This window comes from Cytobacillus sp. FSL R7-0680 (genome assembly GCF_038009245.1).
Taxonomy (GTDB): Bacteria; Bacillota; Bacilli; order Bacillales; family Cytobacillaceae; genus Cytobacillus; species Cytobacillus kochii.
Genome location: NZ_JBBPAO010000001.1, coordinates 647,483 through 669,989, shown reverse-complemented (window position 1 = coordinate 669,989; position 22,507 = coordinate 647,483). Strand labels below are relative to the sequence as shown.

Annotated in this window: 27 protein-coding genes; 7 read left to right on the top strand and 20 right to left on the bottom strand. The window is 34.9% G+C overall.

What is annotated here, in order from left to right; genetic code table 11:
* Nucleotides 1–65 precede the first annotated feature (65 nt).
* Nucleotides 66–191, bottom strand: coding sequence for a GapA-binding peptide SR1P (locus MKY26_RS03495; RefSeq protein WP_095369674.1), 126 nt, complete (start codon nt 189–191; stop codon nt 66–68).
* A 195-nt stretch (nt 192–386) separates the two neighbouring features.
* Entirely contained in the window at nt 387–659 is a 273-nt protein-coding gene (locus MKY26_RS03490) for an SAV0927 family protein (protein ID WP_095369675.1), read from the bottom strand.
* A gap of 143 nt (nt 660–802) precedes the next feature.
* Between MKY26_RS03490 and MKY26_RS03485 the strand changes: the two genes are divergently transcribed.
* A complete protein-coding gene (locus MKY26_RS03485) occupies nt 803–1,243 on the top strand; it encodes a DUF1885 family protein (protein ID WP_341092125.1) in 441 nt (146 codons plus the stop codon).
* Between the two features lie 34 nt (nt 1,244–1,277).
* Nucleotides 1,278–1,628, top strand: coding sequence for a hypothetical protein (locus MKY26_RS03480; RefSeq protein WP_095369676.1), 351 nt, complete (start codon nt 1,278–1,280; stop codon nt 1,626–1,628).
* Here the strand turns inward: MKY26_RS03480 and MKY26_RS03475 are convergent.
* The 7 genes from MKY26_RS03475 to MKY26_RS03445 form a co-directional block, all read right to left on the bottom strand.
* On the bottom strand, nt 1,625–2,470 hold the full coding sequence (locus MKY26_RS03475; protein ID WP_095369677.1) for a polysaccharide deacetylase family protein: 846 nt from the start codon (nt 2,468–2,470) through the stop codon (nt 1,625–1,627). The two genes, MKY26_RS03480 and MKY26_RS03475, sit on opposite strands and share 4 nt — an antisense overlap.
* 37 nt (nt 2,471–2,507) lie before the next feature.
* The gene (locus MKY26_RS03470) at nt 2,508–2,759 is read right to left on the bottom strand and encodes a hypothetical protein (RefSeq protein ID WP_095373481.1); all 252 of its coding nucleotides are present in this window, start codon (nt 2,757–2,759) and stop codon (nt 2,508–2,510) included.
* Nucleotides 2,760–3,101: 342 nt separating this feature from the next.
* On the bottom strand, nt 3,102–4,511 hold the full coding sequence (lpdA, locus tag MKY26_RS03465; protein ID WP_095369678.1) for a dihydrolipoyl dehydrogenase: 1,410 nt from the start codon (nt 4,509–4,511) through the stop codon (nt 3,102–3,104).
* Between the two features lie 3 nt (nt 4,512–4,514).
* Entirely contained in the window at nt 4,515–5,870 is a 1,356-nt protein-coding gene (locus MKY26_RS03460) for a dihydrolipoamide acetyltransferase family protein (RefSeq protein ID WP_095369679.1), read from the bottom strand.
* 65 nt (nt 5,871–5,935) lie between these two features.
* Nucleotides 5,936–6,913: an alpha-ketoacid dehydrogenase subunit beta gene (locus MKY26_RS03455; protein ID WP_095369680.1), complete on the bottom strand. Its 978-nt coding sequence runs from the start codon at nt 6,911–6,913 to the stop codon at nt 5,936–5,938.
* Nucleotides 6,914–6,916: 3 nt separating this feature from the next.
* A complete protein-coding gene (gene pdhA, locus MKY26_RS03450) occupies nt 6,917–8,032 on the bottom strand; it encodes a pyruvate dehydrogenase (acetyl-transferring) E1 component subunit alpha (protein ID WP_095369681.1) in 1,116 nt (371 codons plus the stop codon).
* A gap of 621 nt (nt 8,033–8,653) precedes the next feature.
* Nucleotides 8,654–9,316, bottom strand: a complete 663-nt coding sequence (locus MKY26_RS03445; RefSeq protein ID WP_095369682.1) for a YkyA family protein — start codon at nt 9,314–9,316, stop codon at nt 8,654–8,656.
* Nucleotides 9,317–9,578: 262 nt separating this feature from the next.
* Here MKY26_RS03445 and MKY26_RS03440 point away from each other — a divergent pair, with 262 nt between their 5' ends.
* Both MKY26_RS03440 and def read left to right on the top strand, forming a co-directional pair.
* On the top strand, nt 9,579–9,698 hold the full coding sequence (locus MKY26_RS03440) for a YjcZ family sporulation protein (protein WP_095369683.1): 120 nt from the start codon (nt 9,579–9,581) through the stop codon (nt 9,696–9,698).
* A gap of 213 nt (nt 9,699–9,911) precedes the next feature.
* Entirely contained in the window at nt 9,912–10,469 is a 558-nt protein-coding gene (gene def, locus MKY26_RS03435; protein ID WP_095369684.1) for a peptide deformylase, read from the top strand.
* Nucleotides 10,470–10,535: 66 nt separating this feature from the next.
* Here the strand turns inward: def and MKY26_RS03430 are convergent, their stop codons facing one another.
* Nucleotides 10,536–11,303 carry a Cof-type HAD-IIB family hydrolase gene (locus MKY26_RS03430; protein WP_341092122.1) on the bottom strand — a complete coding sequence of 256 codons (768 nt, stop codon included), beginning with the start codon at nt 11,301–11,303 and terminating at the stop codon, nt 10,536–10,538.
* A gap of 731 nt (nt 11,304–12,034) precedes the next feature.
* On the opposite strand from MKY26_RS03430, the gene MKY26_RS03425 reads away from it, so the two are divergent.
* Nucleotides 12,035–12,247 (top strand): DNA-dependent RNA polymerase subunit epsilon, encoded by a 213-nt coding sequence (locus tag MKY26_RS03425; protein ID WP_328199500.1) that lies wholly within the window; start codon nt 12,035–12,037, stop codon nt 12,245–12,247.
* 3 nt (nt 12,248–12,250) lie between these two features.
* The gene (gene rnjA / locus MKY26_RS03420) at nt 12,251–13,918 is read left to right on the top strand and encodes a ribonuclease J1 (RefSeq protein ID WP_307314671.1); all 1,668 of its coding nucleotides are present in this window, start codon (nt 12,251–12,253) and stop codon (nt 13,916–13,918) included.
* Nucleotides 13,919–13,953: 35 nt separating this feature from the next.
* Here rnjA and MKY26_RS03415 read toward each other — a convergent pair whose 3' ends face one another.
* The 8 genes from MKY26_RS03415 to MKY26_RS03380 form a co-directional block, all read right to left on the bottom strand.
* On the bottom strand, nt 13,954–14,613 hold the full coding sequence (locus MKY26_RS03415) for a potassium channel family protein (protein WP_095369688.1): 660 nt from the start codon (nt 14,611–14,613) through the stop codon (nt 13,954–13,956).
* A gap of 147 nt (nt 14,614–14,760) precedes the next feature.
* Nucleotides 14,761–15,216, bottom strand: coding sequence for a TlpA disulfide reductase family protein (locus tag MKY26_RS03410; protein ID WP_095369689.1), 456 nt, complete (start codon nt 15,214–15,216; stop codon nt 14,761–14,763).
* 114 nt (nt 15,217–15,330) lie between these two features.
* Nucleotides 15,331–15,873 (bottom strand): peroxiredoxin, encoded by a 543-nt coding sequence (locus MKY26_RS03405; protein ID WP_095369690.1) that lies wholly within the window; start codon nt 15,871–15,873, stop codon nt 15,331–15,333.
* 236 nt (nt 15,874–16,109) lie between these two features.
* Nucleotides 16,110–17,240, bottom strand: a complete 1,131-nt coding sequence (locus MKY26_RS03400) for an N-acetyldiaminopimelate deacetylase (RefSeq protein ID WP_095369691.1) — start codon at nt 17,238–17,240, stop codon at nt 16,110–16,112.
* 74 nt (nt 17,241–17,314) lie between these two features.
* On the bottom strand, nt 17,315–18,025 hold the full coding sequence (gene dapD / locus MKY26_RS03395; protein ID WP_095369692.1) for a 2,3,4,5-tetrahydropyridine-2,6-dicarboxylate N-acetyltransferase: 711 nt from the start codon (nt 18,023–18,025) through the stop codon (nt 17,315–17,317).
* Nucleotides 18,026–18,110: 85 nt separating this feature from the next.
* Complete coding sequence (locus MKY26_RS03390) at nt 18,111–18,995, bottom strand: LysR family transcriptional regulator (protein WP_095369693.1); 885 nt, start codon at nt 18,993–18,995, stop codon at nt 18,111–18,113.
* A 106-nt stretch (nt 18,996–19,101) separates the two neighbouring features.
* Nucleotides 19,102–19,551 carry a cyclic-di-AMP-binding protein CbpB gene (cbpB, locus tag MKY26_RS03385; RefSeq protein ID WP_095369694.1) on the bottom strand — a complete coding sequence of 150 codons (450 nt, stop codon included), beginning with the start codon at nt 19,549–19,551 and terminating at the stop codon, nt 19,102–19,104.
* Between the two features lie 554 nt (nt 19,552–20,105).
* The gene (locus MKY26_RS03380; RefSeq protein WP_095369696.1) at nt 20,106–20,342 is read right to left on the bottom strand and encodes a YkuJ family protein; all 237 of its coding nucleotides are present in this window, start codon (nt 20,340–20,342) and stop codon (nt 20,106–20,108) included.
* 208 nt (nt 20,343–20,550) lie between these two features.
* On the opposite strand from MKY26_RS03380, the gene MKY26_RS03375 reads away from it, so the two are divergent.
* Nucleotides 20,551–20,790: a glutaredoxin family protein gene (locus tag MKY26_RS03375; RefSeq protein ID WP_095369697.1), complete on the top strand. Its 240-nt coding sequence runs from the start codon at nt 20,551–20,553 to the stop codon at nt 20,788–20,790.
* 53 nt (nt 20,791–20,843) lie between these two features.
* Here the strand turns inward: MKY26_RS03375 and MKY26_RS03370 are convergent, their stop codons facing one another.
* Complete coding sequence (locus MKY26_RS03370) at nt 20,844–21,074, bottom strand: hypothetical protein (RefSeq protein WP_095369698.1); 231 nt, start codon at nt 21,072–21,074, stop codon at nt 20,844–20,846.
* 86 nt (nt 21,075–21,160) lie between these two features.
* Entirely contained in the window at nt 21,161–22,423 is a 1,263-nt protein-coding gene (locus MKY26_RS03365) for an EAL domain-containing protein (protein WP_341092118.1), read from the bottom strand.
* Nucleotides 22,424–22,507: the final 84 nt, after the last annotated feature.

Sequence of the window (22,507 nt, the reverse complement as noted above, 5' to 3'; positions counted from 1 at the left end):
CCATAGATTTAATCTATGGCATTTGCACTCTGTTTATTATAAAGATTAATAGTTTAATATATCATCTATTCTTCAATGTGCATCTTGCTATGCTCGTTTTTACATCCACATTGACCGTATAAAACTGTCACCTTTTCATCTTCAAAAACTTCAATAGTTTCGTCACATATTTGACAAACGATGGTACCCATTCTTCATCCATCCTTTCATCATTCATTGTAATCGTTTTCATCATATATATTATAATAATACATACTATTTAACTTATCAAGCCCTTTTTTTAACTAATAACGATAAAATAAGACATACTAAATCTCACAAAAGAAAAAGAAATCAGCACATTAACTGATTTCTTGTACCTTATTAACCTTGATTTATCTATAACCTTACTTATTTAATTCAAGCTTAAAAAATTGAATAAGTTCAGCTGTTTGTTCATTACTTTCAATTTGAAAAGCTTTTTGGAGGTAATGGCGATCATCAAGATCTTTTATATCGAGGAGAGTAGAACAACTCGTCTGCAAGCAAACCACAAGGGGTTTTGTAAAGAAAGGGACCGCAAAAATGGCAAAATCGTAGCGAGTAATAGAAGAAGAAAAGCCAACAAATCTGGCATGTACATCCTCTAAATCATCATACATTTGATTTAAAAACTTCATATCCACCCTCCTTTAAATAATTTGAATATTATTATAATTTATCTTTGATCTCTATGCAACATTTTCATTGTCACATATATTTCACTGGTGATAGAATAGATATAGTGTATACCCTAAGGATTTTTGAATGGAGGCTTTTTTAAATGAATGCATATGCATCGATTAAGCTAGTGCCTGCATCCAAGATTGACACAATTACAACAACTGAACTAAGAGGTTATTTCCAATATTATAAAGACATCACTGCGAAAACTGGAAATCAGGTGGATTGGGCCTATAGTCAAGCTGCTTTCCCATATGAGATCATTGATTCTAATGAGAAACAAGAGGAACAAATTACTCTCTATTCTGAAAATGAAAGATATCGTGCCATCCTTATTTCTATTCAAAAAGAAAAAATAATGGATAAAGATGATACACCGAGGATTCAAACAAATATTTGCTTTACATTGCCTGAAGTAGCGACGTTCGGCGATAAAGGAAAAGCAAATGAATATTGCAAATTTCTCGCTAAAAAACTACAAGCCGAGCTTCATCTATTCAATGGACGAGTCATGTACTACTACAAAAGAAAACTACAATGAAAAAAATACTTCAGCTAGAGGGGTTATAATCTTCATGCGAAAACCAGTCATAATTACTTTAATCATTGCACTTATTTTCACATTCATCTCGCCTTTTATTTTTAGTAAATATCTCGAAGATGTACCAGAACCATTAGAACAATCATTTTTGTTTGGGGGGCCATTTCCATATGCCAAACAGAGCGTAACCGTTTCAGACGATACATCATCCTACCCGAAAGTAATAGAATTCACCTCACCCCTTGACGCTGAGACGAGTATCCAATGGGTTCCATTTCTTTTAAATATTTTAAGCTACTTTCTATTATTCTTCTCGATCTACTCCATTACTTCACGATTTATTAATGGGCGGGCAACAAGAAAAGAAAAAGAGGATCAGCCTTAAGCTGCCTCTTTTTCTTTTTGTATTTTGTTTGGATCTAGAAACTCATAGCCCTTCTCTTGTATGCCATTAATAATTCCTTCCAATGCTTCATTGGTCCATGAACGATCATGTGTTAATAGAATAGCTCCATTACTCAAATAAGGGTTCTCTACCATGATCTTTTCTAATGCATCTTTTGACTGGTAATCTACTTCCCAATCATACCCAAAAGTCCAATTCATTGGTATCATTTTCTCTTCTTTAGCAATTCTCAAGCTAGTGTCTGTATTCGCCCCAAACGGAGCTCTGAAAAACTGTGGTCTACTTCCAATGATCTCCTCGACTAAATCATTTAAAGAAATGATTTCCTCTCTTTGCTTATCTTCTGAAATCTCAGTTAAGTTCTCATGGTGATATGTATGGTTACCAATCGGGAAACCTAAATCAGCTATTTCTTTCAATGTCTTTTTACCTTCTTCACTTTGCAGGAAATGACCATTGACAAAAAAAATAGCAGGCACATTTTTTTCCCTTAATGTTTTTGCCATTTCCAATGCATACTTGTCCGGTGCATCATCAATCGTTAACAATACAACTTTATCATTAGCATCTTTTATCGGCTCAACCTTCCATGTTTTTTCATTAACGATATATGATGGTTGGACATCAACTTCTGCCAAATCTTCTTTCTCTTCAGTTACTTCTTCATCCTTTTCTTCTTCTTGTGCCGTTTCTTCCTCATGCTCTGTTTCTTCTATCGCTTCATCGCCTTTTGGCTCATTCGTTGTTTCTTTTTCTTCATTACCACATGCTGTAACAACTAAAACAAGACTAAGTAATAAAACGAAAAAACTGTTCTTCATCACATTCATTCCTCTCAAGTAATTCTTTTGTTAAAAGTTATCTTATTAGATCATCTATGTAGAACATAATGAAATAGAAAAATAAATATACGCTAATACTGATAGAAGTAGCTAATACTGTTCTCATTTTTGAATGTAATAAATGATTACCCAATACCATAGCAAAATAAACAAATATAAGCAGGATGATGACCTTCATACTTAATTTGTCATATCTTGATAACCATTCAACAAATGTATAACCACTCCATATGATTAACTGTAAAATAACGACCGTATATAGCCTCATACCCTCACCGTCCTGAAAATTTGCACTTTTATTTCTATCATTGTATGCATGCGAACAGAACGATATTTCCATTGTACCATACAACATATACCAAAAACTTCCGTATTATTTCCAATTAAGTGAAAAAAGTGCTAATTTCATGTAGAATTTTAGTCGTTGTGAGATCTGGGTTATCCTACATTATGAAAAATAACATAAGTCACTCTTATCAATAATCTGAATTTTTTTTGCATTCCGGGAATTTTATCTTAAACAGCCACTTTTATGCAAAAAAACTGCACCAGCAAATGTAGCAAACATTTGTGGTGCAGTTCATCATATAAACAGCTATTTGTAAAATAATTATTTTACAATATGAATAGGTGTACCTAGAGCAACCTCAGCTGCTTCCATTGTAATCTCACCTAAAGTTGGATGAGCATGAATAGTCATCGCAAGATCTTCTGCAGTCATTCCCGCTTCAATTGCTAAACCGAGCTCAGCAATCATATCAGATGCATTTGCACCAGCGATTTGCGCACCGATTACTAATCCATCTTCTTTACGCGTAATTAACTTCACATAACCATCTGTGCTATCAAGAGCCAATGCACGACCATTTGCAGCAAATGGGAACTTAGCAGCTGTATACTCAAGACCTTCCTCTTTTGCTTGGGCTTCTGAATAGCCTACAGTTGCAAGTTCAGGTTCTGAGAATACAACAGCAGGAATGCCAAGATAGTCAATTTCAGACGGTTCACCAGCAATTGCCTCAGCAGCAATTTTACCTTCATACGAAGCTTTATGTGCTAGTTGAGGTCCAGCCACAACATCACCAATAGCAAAAATGCTATTTACATTTGTACGACATTGTTTGTCAACTTCAATGACGCCTTTATCAGTCATTTTCACACCTACTTGCTCAAGGCCAAGTTCATCTGTGTTAGGACGACGACCAACCATAACAAATAAGTAATCAGCTTCTAAAACTTCTTCTTTACCTTTTACTTCATAAGTTACTTTTACACCATTTTCAGTTTCTTCAACTGACTTTGCAGATGCTTTAGTAATAATTTCTGCACCTTTTTTCTTTAAGTTCTTTTTCACAAGTGTTGTCATTTGTTTCTCAAAACCTAGAAGAATATCATCTGCACCTTCTAGAATAGTTACTTGAGAACCAAAGCTTGCGTATGCACCACCAAGCTCGACACCAATTACACCGCCGCCAATAACAGCGATTTTTTCTGGAATTTCCTCAAGCGCTAGCGCCCCTGTAGAATTTAATACACGTTTAGAATATTTAAATGCTGGTAGTTCAATTGGTCTTGAACCAGTTGCAATAATCGCATTTTTGAAAGTGTATGTTTGTGCGGAATTGTCATCCATTACACGTAACGTGTTGGCATCGACAAAATACGCTTCACCTTTAACAATGTCAATTTTGTTCCCTTTAAGTAAGCCTTGAACACCGCCTACTAACTTTTTAACTACGCCAGCTTTAAATTCTTGGACTTTAGAGAAATCAACTTTTACGTTTTCAGCTGTAATACCAATTGATTCTGATTCTTTAGCCGTTTCATAACGGTGACCAGCAGAGATCAATGCTTTAGATGGAATACATCCAACGTTTAAGCATACGCCCCCTACTTCACCTCTTTCTACGATTGTTACTTTTTGTCCTGTTTGTGCGGCACGAATGGCTGCCACATATCCTCCTGGACCTGAACCAATTACTATAGTATCTGTTTCAATTGGGAAATCTCCTACTACCATTTCTTACGCCTCCATTAGCAATAATTCTGGGTCATTTAGTAAACGCTTGATGTGATTTAGTGCATTTTGAGCAGTAGCGCCATCGATGATGCGGTGATCAAAGCTCAATGATAATGCTAGAACTGGTGCTGCGATAATTTCTCCATCTTTGACGATTGCTTTTTCAGCAATTCGACCGATACCTAAAATAGCTACTTCTGGTTGGTTAATAAGTGGTGTAAACCATTGACCACCAGCAGAGCCGATATTTGTTATCGTACAAGAAGCACCTTTCATTTCGCTTCCTGAAAGTTTTCCATCTCTTGCTTTTGTAGCTAATTCATTTATCTCATTTGACGTAGTGAATATGGATTTACGGTCAGCATCTTTAACCACTGGTACAAGTAACCCTCTATCAGTATCAGCAGCGATACCAATATTGTAATAATGCTTGTGAACGATTTCTCCCGCTTCTTCATCTAGAGAAGTGTTAAGGACTGGATATTCACGTAATGCACTTGTTAATGCTTTTACTACATAAGGTAAGAAGGTTAATTTAATTCCTTTTTCTGCGGCAACTTCTTTGAACTTCTTACGATGAGCAACTAATTTTGTTACATCGATTTCGTCCATTAATGTCACATGTGGAGCCGTTTGCTTCGTCTTAACCATTGCTTTAGCAATCGCTTTTCGAATACCACTCATTTTTTCACGTGTTTCAGGATAGCTTCCTTCAGGAATAGACTGAGTTTGGGATTTCTCCTCTTCCTTACTTTCAACCGAAGCGTCTTGTTGTTGAGGCTCAGTGTCAGCTTGTTGCTCATTTCCACCTTCTAAGAATAGATTAATATCCTCTTTTACCACACGTCCATTTTTTCCGCTACCGCTTACTTGTTGAATATCTACACCTTTTTCTCTTGCGTATTTACGTACTGAAGGCATAGCAATAACACGCTGATTAGAATCAGTGTTTGTTTCAGAGATGACTTTTCCTTCTTTTTTGTCTTCATCTTTAGGAGCTGTTTTCTCTTTTTCTACACTTTCTCCTTCTTCAGCAGTTCCTTGAACTTGAGATTCTGTTTCTTTCTTTTCCTCAGACTCTTCTTCTTCATGGTCACCTTTAAACTTTAAGTCTTCATAACCAGGTGCATCGAAGCTAATAAGTACTTGTCCAACAGTGGCTACGCTACCTTCTTCTACGTGAATCTCTTCTACTTTCCCTTTTACAGGAGAAGGTATTTCAACTACCGCTTTATCATTTTGAACTTCACAAAGAACATCATCTTCTTGAACTTCATCACCAGCTTTTACAAACCATTTGACGATTTCGCCTTCATGGATACCTTCACCGATATCAGGCAATCTAAATTGAAATGCCAATTAAATTCACCATCCTATTGTATCATAGTTATTAAAGAAATTAGGGGTCACGTTCCCTATTTTATTTAAAATTCAATTACTTTTTTTGCAGTTTGAATAATGTCTTTATAGTTCGGCAACCATACTGTTTCCGCTTGTGGAAAAGCAAACACAGTATCAGGTGCTGCTACACGTAATACAGGTGCCTCTAAGCTAAGAATCGCACGGTCGTTAATTTCAGCCACAACATTTGCTGCAACACCAGCTTGTTTTTGTGCTTCTTGCACAACAATTGCTCTGTTTGTTTTCTCAACTGAAGAAATAATTGTTTCAATATCAATTGGGCTAACTGTTCGAAGGTCAATCACTTCTGCTGAATGTCCTTCTTTTTCTAATTCGTCAGCCGCCTTTAAAGCTTCATGAACCATTGCACCATAAGTAATAATTGAAATGTCATTACCTTCACGTTTCACTTCAGCTTTACCTAGTGGAATTGTATATTCTTCTTCAGGTACTTCTTGGCGGAATGAACGATATAATTTCATATGCTCCAAGAAGATGACAGGATCATTATCTCGAATCGCAGAAATTAAAAGACCTTTTGCATCATATGGAGAAGAAGGAATAACGACCTTTAAACCAGGTTGTTGAGCCATCAATCCTTCTAAACTATCAGCATGCATTTCTGGTGTGTGTACACCGCCTCCAAATGGTGAACGAATAGTAACAGGGGCATTATACCTTCCTCCAGAACGATAGCGCATACGAGCAAGCTGTCCGGAAATACTATCCATTACTTCATAAACAAATCCAAAGAATTGAATTTCAGGAACTGGGCGATAGCCTTGTAAACCAAGTCCGACTGCAAGACCGCCAATTCCAGATTCCGCTAATGGTGTATCAAACACACGCTCTTCGCCGAATTCTTTTTGAAGACCTTCAGTAGCACGGAACACTCCACCGTTTACGCCTACGTCTTCTCCAAATACTAATACATTCGGGTCATTCTTAAGTTCTGTACGAAGTGCATCAGTGATTGCTTGGATCATTGTCATTTGCGCCATGGCTTACTTCGACTCCTTCTCTTTATAAATTTCATATTGTTCTTTAAGGTGATAAGGCATTTCTTCATACATAATATTAATTAAGTCAGTTACTTTTTGTTTTGGTGTGCTATCAGCTTCTTTAATAGCCACTTTTATATCTTCTTTTGCTTTTTCAATGACCTCGTTTTCCATATCTTCATTCCATAACTTCTTGCCTTCTAGGAATTTACGGAAGCGAACAAGTGGATCTTTCTTTTCCCATTCATTATCAAGATCACTTGTTCTGTAACGCGTCGGGTCATCGCCAGCCATTGTGTGAGGACCGTAACGATAAGTTAATGTCTCAATTAATGTTGGTCCTTCTCCATTAATAGCGCGCTCACGTGCTTCACTAACAGCAGCATAAACAGCTAGAGCATCCATACCATCAACTTGAATACCAGGAATTCCTGCAGCAACCGCTTTTTGTGCAATTGTTTTAGCAGCAGATTGCTTCTCTACAGGTGTTGAAATGGCAAAGCGATTGTTTTGAACAATGAAAATAGCAGGTGCTTTGAAGGCACCAGCAAAGTTAATTCCTTCATAGAAATCACCTTGTGAAGCTCCACCATCACCAGTATAAGTAATCGCTACTTTCTTTTCGCCACGTTTCTTAATTCCTAATGCTACTCCTGCAGTTTGAATGTATTGTGCACCAATAATAATTTGTGGTGCAATCACATGGACGTCCTCTGGGATGTTTCCACCTTCAAAATGACCTCTAGACCATAAGAATGCTTGAGCAAGCGGAAGGCCATGCCAAATGATTTGAGGGACATCTCTATATCCAGGTAAAATAAAATCTTCTTTCTCTAAAGCAAATTGTGAAGCCAGTTGAGATGCTTCTTGTCCAGCAGTTGGTGCATAAAAGCCCAGTCTACCTTGTCTATTTAAAGAAATGGAACGTTGGTCAAGAATACGTGTGTACACCATCCGTTTCATTAGTTCTTGTAATTGCTCATCTTTTAGATCTGGCATTGCTGATTCATTAACAACTTTACCTTCTTCATCTAAAATTTGCAGTGTTTCAAATTGATCTTCTACTTTTTCAAGTTGCTTCTTTACATCTAAACTAGCCTTTTTCGTTTTTGAAGCCATAAAAAGTCACCCTTTCTTATTTTAAAAACGCTTAATTGATTATCAAATGGAGAATATCACGTTTATATTTGTCTGATGACAACACATAGTATAGTTTTCCACAAATACCAACAAAAAAAACGTCTTTATTATTATAACTTCTTTTCTTCAAACTGTACTAGTTGTATCACAAAAATGAATGACACACTTTTCTTCGTTTGCATTTATTTTAATATAAGGTTTTTCATTCGTCAATTGTGAAAACCTTTATTTTTTTGGTTTTAAATCATTTCAAATAATAATAAATGAAAATTTAAAACTTTAACTGTCTTAATCTGTACTATATAAAAGAGAGGTTTTATCCATCTGTTATAATAAAGGTAATATTCATAAAAAGAGATATAATTAGACTATTTTCATTATTTTATAATCCGCTTTTTCGAAACTTTCCAGTATACTAGTCTGAATAAACTCTACCAAAATCTTTGAGCACATATTGATCTCCCTCACAAAAACAGATTGTAACTTTTAAAGTTTTATTAATCAAAAGATCACTTTTTCAAGGAAAATAATTATATAAACAAACAACGAGCAAATCCATATTATTGAATTTGCTCGTTACATATACTCTTTTAACGTATACTATTCTTTTTTCTCTTCCATTTCTATACCAGCATCTTTATAAAACGCAAGCTTCTTATCATTATATTCTTTCGTTTTCTCATTAAATGTTTCATTATTTTCTACAATCTTCTCATATGATTGATTAATTTTCTCAATTTGGGTTTCAAGCTGTTCTAATGTAACATCTTCTTTTTTAAATAGCTCATACAATTCGATGTCCATTTCAGTTGAATTCATATAATGATTATATAATTCACTGTGTACATCATAACGCTGCATCATAACATCGTATAATTCATCAGCTGACTTTTTTAAATCTTCATCTTCTATTTTATTTATTTGCTTCTCCGTTTTTTCGAACTCTTTTTGCGAAGCTTTAATGCTACCTTCTTCGTTTTTCATTAATTCTTGTCGTTCATTAACAAGTTCAATCGCCTCATTTGATAGTTCTTTAATTTGATCGAATTCTTTCATACTTAAAGCAATGATTTGATCATAAATTTCTTTTTCTTTTTTCTCAATTTCTACAAGGGGCTCCTGTTGATTTTTGAATTCTTGTTCAGCTTGCGCAACTTCCTCTAACGTATTGAGCATCTCTTCTTTTGGACTTTGACTACAACCACCTAGGAATATGATACTTGCGACCATTGTTAGTCCAATGAGTTTTACTTTCTTATACATCCTATCCCTCCACATAAATTTGTCTAGACCATTATGTATCTCTCTTTGCATAAACTTGTCTAATTATAAAAATATTTGTCGTTTATCACTTCTACTATATCGATACTTTAAACATTTTACAATTATTAACTAGTACTATATATATTCTTGTTATTTTGAACTATGCTTTAGGCGCTGGCCCATACAATTTGCTTCTCATGGTCATAGCCTATACTAATCGTCCGCTAAGGATGAAAATGAAAAATGCTGGAGGTATAAACATATGTATGGATATGGATACGGTAATGCTGGTTGTGGAAACGGTTGTGGTGGAAGCGGATTTGCTTTAATTATCGTTCTCTTTATTTTATTGATTATCGTAGGGGCAGCTCTTTGGAACTAGTATTAGGAGGGTGTAGATACTATCTACACCTTTACATACAGAATAAGTCAATGATTAGATTAACTTTTTCAATTTTGTTTGGTAAACTTATTTCATTACCTTTTCAATTGAAAAGATAGGGAACATAAGACATCCTTATTTCACTAAAACTTTTCAATAAATCTTAAAAAATACAAAAACATGATATTTACCTTTTCAAGGAGTGTTGAGATTTTGTTAACGATGAATGATATTGTCCGGGATGGTCATCCTGTGTTAAGGAAAGTAGCCGAAGATGTTATTTTACCAGCTTCTTTAGAGGACAAGAAACTATTAAACGATTTGATGATGTATGTACAAAATAGTCAAAACCCTGTCATTGCGGAGCAATATGGATTAAGGCCAGGAATAGGGTTAGCAGCTCCACAGATAAATGTATCAAAAAGAATGATTGCCGTTCATTGTTCGGATGAAAAAAACAACTTAATCAGTTACGCACTCTTCAACCCCAAAATTATTAGCCATTCAGTTGAGAAGGCATATTTAACAGCTGGTGAAGGCTGTCTTTCAGTGGATGAGGCGATTGAAGGGTTTGTTCCAAGGTATGCACGAGTTACAGTTAAAGGGTATAACATTGACAATGAGGAAGTTAAAATAAGATTAAAAGGCTTACCTGCTATTTGTTTTCAACATGAAATTGATCATTTAAACGGTGTGATGTTCTATGACCATATAAATCAAGAAGACCCTTTCAAACCAATTGAAAATGCTATTGCGATAGAAAGAATGTAAAGTACTTGAGTTATGGAGGAGAGTATGATTACTCCCCTCCATTTTAATCTTTACCCAGGTCTTTCGTTATATTAATTCCAGCCTTCTTAAACCCTTCCATATCCCATCTTCATCTACATGTTCTGTCACCATATTTGCGACTTTTTTAACTTCTGGAAAAGCGTTTCCCATAGCAACACCGACACCACTGGCCTCAAGCATTTCAATATCATTTAAACCATCACCAAAAGCGTATACATCTTCCATACTGATGTTTAGTCTCTTAATCATCTCTTTTATCCCTTCTGCTTTTGTACCTCCAGTTGGGACAACGTCAGTAGATACACGATGCCATCTTACAAAGCCAAACTCGTCATAACCATCTAAATATAGGCTTTCATCCTCATGTTTACAGAAAACAAGTGCCTGATAAATCTCTTTCTTTTCATAGAAAATAGCATCTTCTTCAGGGTGTGGAAAATCTAGGCTATTCATACTTTCTTGAATATATGGGTGATGAGAAACAGATGACTTCATTGTCTCTTCATTTAAATAAACCATCGGATGACCATTTTTATGTGTATGTTTCTCTAATTGTCTTAACTGGACCTTATTTAATGGGTTTTTATAGATGACGTTTCCTTCAAACACAACATATTGACCGTTAAAACTAACAAAAGACTCAATATCTAATTGCTCTCTAATATGCTTAAACATAAATGGAGCTCTTCCTGTAGCAATCGCTACATAAATGCCATTTTCCTGTAACTGCTTGACCGCTTTTTTCGTTGAATCAGGTATAACATTTTCTTTATTGAGCAAAGTCCCGTCTATATCAAAAAATACAATTTTCATTTTATAACTCCTTTTTCTACCTACATGATAAATGATTTCGGTTTATTACGATTTCCACCACTAAAACCTTATAACCTTCTTGTTTAATATGTCAAACAACTACAGTCAATAACATTTTTTACTAAAACTCTAACCGAAGGCTTTACTTTACAGACATATCGTATACAATAGGATTAAGGGAATTGAATCGAAGAGTGTTTAAAGTATGACAAATAGTAGTGAAAACGGATTTTGAGCCCTTCAAACTTGCGAAGGGCTCCTTCATTATTGTAAATTTATAATCAATACACTTAATTACATACATGACTTCAGAAATGAAATAGCAATTCGTAAAATAAAAAGTCACTGTTTTAGACATAAATAAGAATGGGCATGATGATGAAAGCCTCTAGACTGATTTAATTTTATTATACAATTAACGCTTTAACTAAGTAAATACATAAGATTGTGTTAAGAAATCCAACGATGTTAAGTATATAAGACAACTATTTGGCTTAGTCTATAAATTATTTAAACATACGATGTAAAGTCGAGTAAGTAATGCTAAACATTGATTCCTTAAAAAAGGTCTTTGTTACCTTGGTAGGTAACCATACTAAAAATAAATAATTAGTCAATGTATGAGCAGTCTTTTTTCCTTAATATACTTACATGTGACGATCTCTTATCCTATATCTCATGTTACTTTTTAAAAATATAGATAAAGACTACGGAATAAGGAGAGATACCCTATGTTATTTAAAGTTTACTATCAAGAGTCCGCGAAAGAAGTGCCTGTACGTGAGCACACAAAAACCGTGTATGTAGAAGGTAAAAATGAAAGGGACGTCCGAACTAAACTAAAAACGCGTCCAATCAATATTGAGTTTGTTACAGCAGTTGAAGGTGACTACTTAGCTTATGAGCAAGGCCATCAAGATTTTAAAGTATTGGAGATTGAATAATTTATGAAATTTGTTAAAAATGACCAGACTGCTGTATTCGCTCTTGGTGGTCTTGGAGAGATCGGAAAAAATACGTATGCAGTACAATTCCAAGATGAGATTATCCTAATTGATGCGGGAATTAAATTTCCGGAAGATGAATTATTAGGGATTGACTATGTTATTCCTGATTACACTTATTTACAAAAGAATGAAGATAAGATTAAAGGTTTGTTTATTACGCACGGACACGAAGACCATATCGGCGGGATTCCGTATTTATTAAAAACGATAAATATCCCCATTTATGGTGGAAAACTAGCACTAGGCTTATTAAAAAATAAGCTTGAAGAACATGGTTTACTAAGACAGACGAAGTTATATGAGATTCAGGAAGATGATATCATTAAATTTAGAAAAACTTCTGTGACATTCTTTAGAACAACGCATAGTATCCCTGATTCTTATGGGATTGTTGTAAAAACTCCTCCAGGTCAAGTCGTTCATACTGGAGACTTTAAATTTGATTTTACGCCAGTTGGCGAACCTGCTAATTTAACTAAAATCGCTGAGATTGGTAAAGAAGGTGTCCTTTGCTTACTTTCAGATAGTACAAATAGTGAAATTCCTGAATTTACGATGTCTGAAAGAAAAGTCGGAGATAGCATTCAAGATATTTTCCGTAAAGTAGAGGGTAGAATTATCTTTGCTACCTTTGCTTCGAACATTCATCGTCTTCAGCAAGTAACAGAAGCAGCTGTAAGGAACGGAAGAAAGGTCGCAGTGTTCGGAAGAAGTATGGAAGCTGCAATTAATATTGGTCAAGAGCTTGGTTATATTACTGCACCAAAAGATACATTTATTGATGCACAGCAAATTAATCGTCTACCTGCTAACCAAGTCACTATCCTTTGTACGGGAAGTCAAGGCGAACCGATGGCAGCACTTTCAAGAATCGCAAATGGTACACATCGCCAAATACAGATTCACCCTGGTGATACTGTTGTCTTTTCTTCTTCACCAATACCTGGTAATACGATTAGTGTAAGTAGAACAATTGATCGTCTCTCACGCGCTGGTGCCGAAGTGATTTATGGTAAATTAAATAATATTCACACATCAGGACATGGTGGACAAGAAGAGCAAAAGCTTATGTTAAGGTTAATTAAACCAAAGTTCTTCATGCCGATACACGGTGAATATCGCATGCAAAAAATGCACGCTGGCCTAGCTATAGATTGTGGTGTGAATGAAGAAGATATTTTCATCATGGACAATGGTGATGTGCTAGCCCTCAGTGATCAGACTGCTCAAGTTGCAGGGAAAATCCCATCAGGTAATGTGTATATCGATGGTAATGGTATTGGCGATATAGGAAATATTGTTCTACGTGACCGCCGCATTCTATCAGAAGAAGGACTAGTTGTGGTTGTTGTTAGTATTAACATGAAAGAGTTTAAGATTTCTGCTGGCCCAGACTTAATTTCTAGAGGATTTGTATACATGAGAGAGTCTGGAGACCTTATCAATGATGCACAATCCTTAATCGCTAAACATTTAAATAAAGTGATGGAAAGAAAAACAACACAATGGTCTGAGATTAAAAATGAAATTACAGATACACTTGCTCCGTTCTTATATGAAAAAACAAAACGCCGTCCAATGATACTACCTATCATTATGGAAGTATGATAAAAAGCATTCGAGTTTACCTCGAATGCTTTTTTTTAGCTTAACATCTTTTTTTCTAAACGATTAATATCATTATCTGCCCCAATAACAATAAGTACATCTTTATATTGTATAATTTCCGTAGCTTGTGGCGAGACAATAATACTTGACCTGCGTTTGATTGCTACTATATTCACACCATACTTCGCTCTTATATCCAAATCAATAATCGAATGGCCGCCAATTCTTTCATTTGCTTCAATTTCAACGATGCTATGCTCATCAGATAACTCTAAATAATCAAGTATACTATTGGAGGCTAACTTATGAGCAATCCTAATCCCCATATCTCTTTCAGGGTGCACAATGACGTCTGCCCCTATTTTACTTAATACTTTGCCATGATAATCATTTTGAGCTTTAACAGTTACTTTTTTAACGCCATTTTCTTTTAACATTAATGTTGTCAGTATACTTGCTTGAATATCGTCTCCTATGGCTACAATTACGTGATCAAAGTTACGTAAACCCAAACTTTTAATAACAGCATCATCTGTTGTATCACCAACTACTGCGTGAGAGGCAATAATTGAAAACTCATTCACTCTTGCCTCATTCGAATCAATGGCCATTACTTCCATCCCTTGTTCCGTTAGCTCTTTACAAATACTACCACCAAATCTACCTAGACCAATGACAACAAAGTTTTTTCTCATAAGTAAACCTCCGAATTATCACCTATTAACGAACATTATTCTACCACATTTATGAATGGAAAAGCCATAAATGTAGTGATTCATTTTATCTTTTCGATTTCAATAAAAAAAGCTGAGATTCATGAATCTCAGCTTTTAAGCTACCCTTTATTCAGCTTTCTCCATTTCATCCAACACACGATTAACGCGCTTTGTTAACATTTTCATTCCGCTACCACCCGCTTGGAAGTGACGAAGAACACCCTCTTTATCAAATACATAATAAGCAGGGACATATTGATTTTCAAAGGCATCATTCAATTTATGTTCACTATCAACATAAATTGGTTGTGTGATATCGTGTTCTGCAGCCACTTTCTTAATTTCTTCTAAATCTAGATCATCTTCAGACCTTGGCATATGAACAGCAATCACATTTAACTTTCCATTATATTCATCTCTAAATTGATTCACTTGAGGCATGGCTTCTTTACATAGATGACAACTGATAGACCAAAAATGAATAAGTGTTGGCTTTTCACCAATAAGCTCCTCTTTTGTCACTTGTCCATTTAACCATTCTGTTGCTCCCGTTAATTCAGGCATTGGCGCACGTAATTTCATATAGTCAATCTCCCTTCATGAATATATAACTCTGAAGAAAAGAGACCTAACAAACGAATGTTAGGCCTCTTTTCTTATGTAACCCAACAATGGGTTTATAAGACTCTAAATGAATTATAGAGTTTTTTGACCTGGTTTCCAGTTAGCTGGGCAAAGGCCACCCGTTTGAAGTGCTTGAAGCACACGTAGGGTTTCATCAACATCACGGCCAATATTGTTATGGTTTACTACTGAATACATTAACTCTCCTTCAGGGTTAATGATATATAGCCCACGAAGTGCTACACCTTCTTCTTCAATTAAGACACCATAGTCACGTGATACAACATGGTTTGTATCCGCAGCTAATGGATAGTTAAGATCACCAAGTCCATTTTCTTTACGATCAGTATTAATCCATGCTAAATGAGTGTGAATAGTATCTGTTGATACACCAATTACTTCTGCATCAAGATCTTCGAATTCATCATAGCGATCTGACATTGCAGTAATTTCAGTTGGGCAAACAAAAGTGAAATCCATTGGATAGAAGAAAAGAACTGTCCATTTATCATTCTTCATATTTTCTTCAAGACTTACTTTACCAAATTCCTTATTAGCCAATACAGCGTCCATTTCAAATCTTGGTGCTTGTTTTCCTACCATACGTTCTGCCATGATTAATTCCCTCCAGTAATTATGTACTAAACAAGAATTGATATGTATATTCTCATTTGCAACTTGTTCATCGATAATAATTATACATTTCTTATTGATAATAGTCAAGGTAAATTAAAATGAATTTAAATTAGGATTTATTCTAAATTATTCAATTTATTATCTATATTATTATATTATCAAAAAGAGCTAGGCGATGAAAATAATTGAGCGGGCGCTCGATTGATGTGAAATGATTACGCCCTATTCCCTTTATAATTCAAGTAATCAACGATATAGTTAATCGCTAAATTAATTGCTCCCTCATCCGGCTTAAGACGTGCATGGTGTAAACCAAAAGGAGAATTAACTCCTAGCCAAAACATAAAACCGGGAATTTCACGTAGCATATAACCAAAGTCCTCACCAGTCATCGCTTCTTTACAAATAAATAGGTTTGCTTCATTATGGCCTTCTGTGAATTGCATGAGATCGGCTGTTAACACTTCATCATTGTATACTTGATAATAATTACTTCCATAATCGATTGTTGTTTGACATTCATAGCCCACTTCTACTCCTTGTACAAGCGCCTCAATTCTTTGTTTTACTCTGTTCATCGATGTTGGTGAGAGCGTTCTGATCGTTCCCTCTATTCTTGCATTTTCAGCAATAATATTTTGTACTGTACCACCAGTGATTTTTCCTACTGTTACAACAGCACTATCAAGAGGGTCAATGTTTCTTGAAACAATGGTCTGGAGTTGATTAACTAAAGAGCATGCTGCTACGACCATATCTATTGTTTGATGAGGATACGCTGCATGGCCACCTTTGCCTTTTAAATCGATAAACAATTCTGACGTATTAGCAAACAACAGTCCTTCTTTCACAGCGATTGTACCAACAGGGTATTCTGGTGCAATATGCAAAGCGAAAATCATGTCAGGTTTCCATTGTTGAAATTCTGCTGATTCTAATAACGGCTTGGCTCCACCTGGTCCTTCTTCAGCAGGTTGAAAAATAAATACCATATCATCATTAATTGGATGATTGACGATATTAGTTATTACACCAAGTGCGATTGCCATATGAAAGTCGTGACCACAGGCATGCATATTTCCTTTATGCGTAGATTGGAAAGGATAGTCTGTTTCTTCATCAATTGGCAGACCATCTATATCTGCCCTGTAACCAATCGTTTTGGACGGATTCAAGCCCTTAATCCTTAAGATAATACCAGTTCTCCACGTTTTTACTTCCATTCGCGTTTGATCCAATGAGGCAATATATTCTAATAAATATTTCTGTGTTTTCACTTCTTGAAATCCTAGTTCCGGTATTTTATGCAAGTCTCGGCGTATTCTCACAAATAGATTATCAATCAACTACCATTCTCCTCCATATACAAAAGCGTGGAAATAAACTTCCACGCTTTTTCTATATTCATTTTACCTTATGATTAAAGTTGACGAAGTTCTTGCTTAATTTCTGTTTTTGATTTTGTTTTTTCATCAATTTGTTTGATGACCTTTGCTGGTGTACCAGCTACAACTGTATTAGGTGCTACATCATCAATGACAATTGCACCCGCTGCAACAACAGCACCTTTACCAACTGTTACGCCTTCTAAAATAACTGCATTTGCCCCAATTACTACGTCATCCTCAACAATAACTGGTTTTGCAGAAGGGGGTTCAATCACACCTGCTAATACGGAACCTGCACCAATGTGGCAGTTTTTACCGACAGTTGCTCGTCCACCAAGAACAACATTCATATCGATCATTGTTCCTTCTCCGATAGCAGCACCGATATTAATAGAAGCACCCATCATAATGACCACATTGTCGCCAATTTCAACTTGATCACGAATGATTGCACCTGGTTCAATACGTGCTTTAATGTTTTTCATATCTAATAATGGAATAGCAGAATTACGGCGATCATTTTCGATTACATAATCTTCAATTTTCGCTTCATTATTTTTAATTGCTTGTTCAATTTCAGCCCATTCACCAAAAACAACACCGCTTTGACCATTCAGAAAAGATTGACTTGAGCTACCAAAATCGATATTCTCTAAATCACCTTTAATATAGACTTTTACAGGTGTAGATTTTGTACTATTTTGAATAAAAGAAATGATTTCATTTGCATCCATCATTTTCATTGTAATTCCTCCTTTGATGTTCATATATGTATAAACTAACTAGAATTAATTTAACAAACTAACGCATTGAAAACAAGTGATATTATCATTTTTGTTCTTCAGCTATATGTTGCTTAATTAATTCGACAAATGCTTGTACTTGCTTCAGCTCAAAAGCTGATTCATATCCAAGTAACCATGTATCACGACTAATAGGTTGTTCGTTTTCATCCTCTAGGGGACTAATAAATATATTTTTCTCCATCCCCGTTAATGTAATGGCAGGTAATATCGCATAACCTATCCCGTTTAAGGTCATTTGTTTACAGGTCTCAATTTGATCGACTACAATCGTCCTTTTCGGTGGTGTCTTAAATTTCCTTAGCCACCAGTCTTGTATCTCTTGATAATAATTTGAATCACTTTTGAATTGAATAAAGGGCCGATCGGTTTCTAATATTTGATTTGTATCCTTAATCTCTGTATCAACAAGATACAGACTATCTTTAAATAAAGGTATCTTAACACCTTTCCAATCTGGTGTACCGCGAATAATCCCAATATGTACATCGTCATCATAAAGTGACCTTAAAATTTCACTACTCCAGCCTGTAATCAAGGATATTTTCGCTTGAGGATAGGTATTAACAAATTTCTTTAATACTTGAGGTAACCAATTTTGCCCGACAATGGAAGCTACAGCAATTTTCAATGTCCCGTATACTTCAGTATTTAAAGACTGAATCGATTCTTTTACCTTTTCCTCAGCTATCACGACCTCATTTACAAACTTGATGACCATTTCACCTGCTGGTGTTAAGGACAATCCCTTTTGAGATCGTACGAATAATCTACTTCCCCATTCTTTCTCGATATTTTGTAACCTTTGAGAAAGAGCTGGTTGTGATACAAACAAACGTTCAGCTGCTTTACGCATATTCATTTCTTGTGCAAGTACACTTAACATATGGAATTCCGATAGAGAAGCCACTTTTGACGTTCACCACCTCTAAAACTCACACCACTCACCTTCACATTCGGGCAAGTGGGGGAATAATCTTGACAGACGGAAGCTCCCAATATCTTTTGGGAGCTCTTTAGTCCTTCTTCTTTTTGCTATGCAATGCTTTTTGCAGTTGAACTAATAAGGATCTACGGGTAAGAATACCTTCAAAGTACCCTTCATCATCTTCAACACAAATAAATGGATGATCGACTAATAGTCCTGTGGCATTTCTAAGAGAAGTATTAATATTTAGGCGTGGTACATCATGATTCATAAATTCTTCTACACGCTTTTCTTCCAATTGATCGAATTCAATTCTCTGTAACCCAAGAATAGATTCCATAATCATTGGAGTGCTAATCAATCCATGGAGCTTATAGTGAGGATCTAAGACAGGAATAGCTGTGTAACCACTTTTCGTCAAAACTAAAAGGGTGTGCTCTAAATTATTGCCGATTTGAACATGTGCCACTCGCTCTGAAGGAATGAGCAAGTCTTTAATATCAATTTCTAAAAACTCTTCACTGTGGAGACTGATCATAATTTGAAAACTCCTCAAACTTTAATGATTTGTATTCAATTATGATTTTATCATAGTTTCCTCATATCTGCCTTATATTTACCCCATAAACCTATCCTTTACTTGTATGAATATTTCTACTACGATATTGACAGTAAGGACAATGAAAAATCAAGTTTTGGTTTGATTGCGCAGTAAGTGTTTTATCCATCTTCGCTCTTCTATCACAGTTTGGACAAATAACCTCTGGTACCATATCAACATCACCTCTTTTATAGAATGACCGAAGAACGATGAAATTATTTAGCCGATGGGAATGAAGAAGACAAATCCTTATTTAACTCGATAACATGTTTTACTCTCTAAATATAATTTATCTGTTGCTTCATTCATTTATTAGCCCCTCATTGTATTTTGGAGGATTGAATATCATCTTGAATGTTCGCTTTTTTGTATCCCTACGTAAGCAAGTGCAGGTGGTGTGGTGATAAGTTTTGCCTTCCTTACCCGTAATTTTTATATCAAATAAAAAAAAAGAGACCATTTAGTTGGTCTCTCCGCTTATAAGGGTATGATTACTGAATGAGCTCGAACACTTCAATTGTTATCATATCAACATTATCAAATTGATAACGTTTAGGCTTCTCTTTGTCATTGTAAACTTCCAATTCGAATGTTTCGTTTTTCGGATGATAAGTAACTTGGCATTTTCTTTCACCATTCACCTCAAAAAATCTCTGTGTGGGTTCTGAGCCAGTTGCCTGCTCTTGTAAATTCTTTAATCTAGTCAATATGCCTTGTAATTGTGACAATTGTTTATCTCCTTTCCAAAACAACCCTATAACTTAAGGTTTCTCTCTAGGCATGTTTTTATCCTACTTCTAAAAAAGCGGTTACTAAACCGTTTTTTTCACATGCCAATATTAACAGGATAATTAATATGGTATGATTACACAAGTAAAAGAATAAAAAAAGTCCAGATTTTTTCAAAGTTCGACTTTTCAGGAGGAATGATTGTACGTGAAATCAATTACTATTTATACACAACCAGAATGCCCACCGTGTGAAATTACTAAAATGTTTTTAAAAGACTACGGATTTTCTTTTGAACAAAAAGATATTAAAAAAGACCCTAAAGCAATGAAAGAACTAACACAAACATATCATTCCTACTCAACCCCAACGGTCGTTATCGAAAACGAAGTGATTAGCGGATTTAATTTAGAAAAGCTAAAAGAATTATTAGATATAGAAGAATAATCAATGAATAAAAAAGGCTTCCAGGTCAAAAGAGGAAGCCTTTTTAGACGAAATTATCGAAAAACGTAAAAGATTGTAATGGCTGCTAAGGCAACAAAAAAAACAACATAGACGACAAGGATAGGATTGAATAAATAAGGTCTTTTCTTCACCTCATCGGGGATGTCTGCATCCAGTTCCTTATTCGTTGATGCTTTTTCCTTTAATATAGATGAAGTGGATATCAATGACCAAACGATGAGAACTAAACAAATAACTATTAAAGCAATTAACCAGCCGCTCACCCTATTTCACTCCTTTACATAATACGTTCTAGTAAAGATAGGATGTGCGCTAAAGTATGAATTATGCTGGTTGATATTGCCTTTACCTATAATAGCCCGTCTCTCTCATATAAAAAATCATAGGAAAGATCTGCGAATAAATACTCTGTTGCTGTTAACGGAAAAGAAAAAGTTCTAATTGTTTCTCCCGTCTCAATATCTGTATACAAATCTGACAATAAACCTTTTTTATTACTTTTCATTCTCATTATATGCTCTAAAAAATATGGTCTCCAGCTCCAATTTTTATGCAGGTATTCATCTTGTTGTATCCAATTCTTATTTTTCTTAAAAATATTTGGTGTTTGTTGAAAACCATCTTCATTACAAATATATAACCTAAAGGCAACATGATCTAACTTCGTTGCTAGTTTTGTCAGGAATGGCACATAAGATTCATATACATGGTTTTTCTGTAAGTATTCTGTCATCGTTTCGTTAAACTTTTCAGTTATCGTGTGTAATGAGTGCAATTTTTTCTTTTCATAGGTGATAAATTGATGACATTTTTCTTTTAATTTTTCCTTCAAGATATCTCGATCAACAAATACACTTCCAGCTTTATGTAAATAGTCTCCTTGGTAATATCTCCCACCATTTCTCCAAGCAAACTGTAACTGAAAATCCATATCAATATTTTCAAATAATAATGTTGCACCAATCTTTCTGGCTAACATCGATAGAGAATAAAGAATTTCTTGATAATGATGATTATTTGATGAAGAACGTAAAGCTTTTAAATCAATTCTTAAAATATTTGGTGCTAACTTCCCAATCTGCTCTAAATTATTATTCGCTTCTCCTAAATTATCGATGGCAATTTTAATGCCATATGTACGATAATAACTAATGAAATGATCCAAATAGTCAAAATCATCATCGATAGGTGTTCTTTTCGTCATACTGATGACAATTCGATCTAACGCAATACCTTGATCCTCATATTGTTTTAAAATATTCAGTAGATGCTCACTATCTTGATTTAATAGCAAATCAACATTTCGATTAATATATATCATTACATCATCTTTCATTTGAATAGCATGCTCTAACGCTTTTTCCAGCAAAATATCATCGACTTTATTACGATATTCTTCTGGTATGGAATCGTCAGCTAAAAATGACTTAAAATCAATCTCATTATTTTCAGTTATAAACTTACCAATCACTTCATAACCGATAATTCTATGCTCATCCGCACTAAATATCGGAAAAAAATACGGCATAATATGTTTGCTGTCTTGTAAGATTTCTAATGGTTCCATAAAGTGGCACTCCCATTTATCTGAACTTTTAATACGATATCCCATTATATCATATTCTCCCCTACATATTGCCAATAGGTCGAAAATTAAAATTATATATATGTGTGTAAAAACTATTAACCTATACAC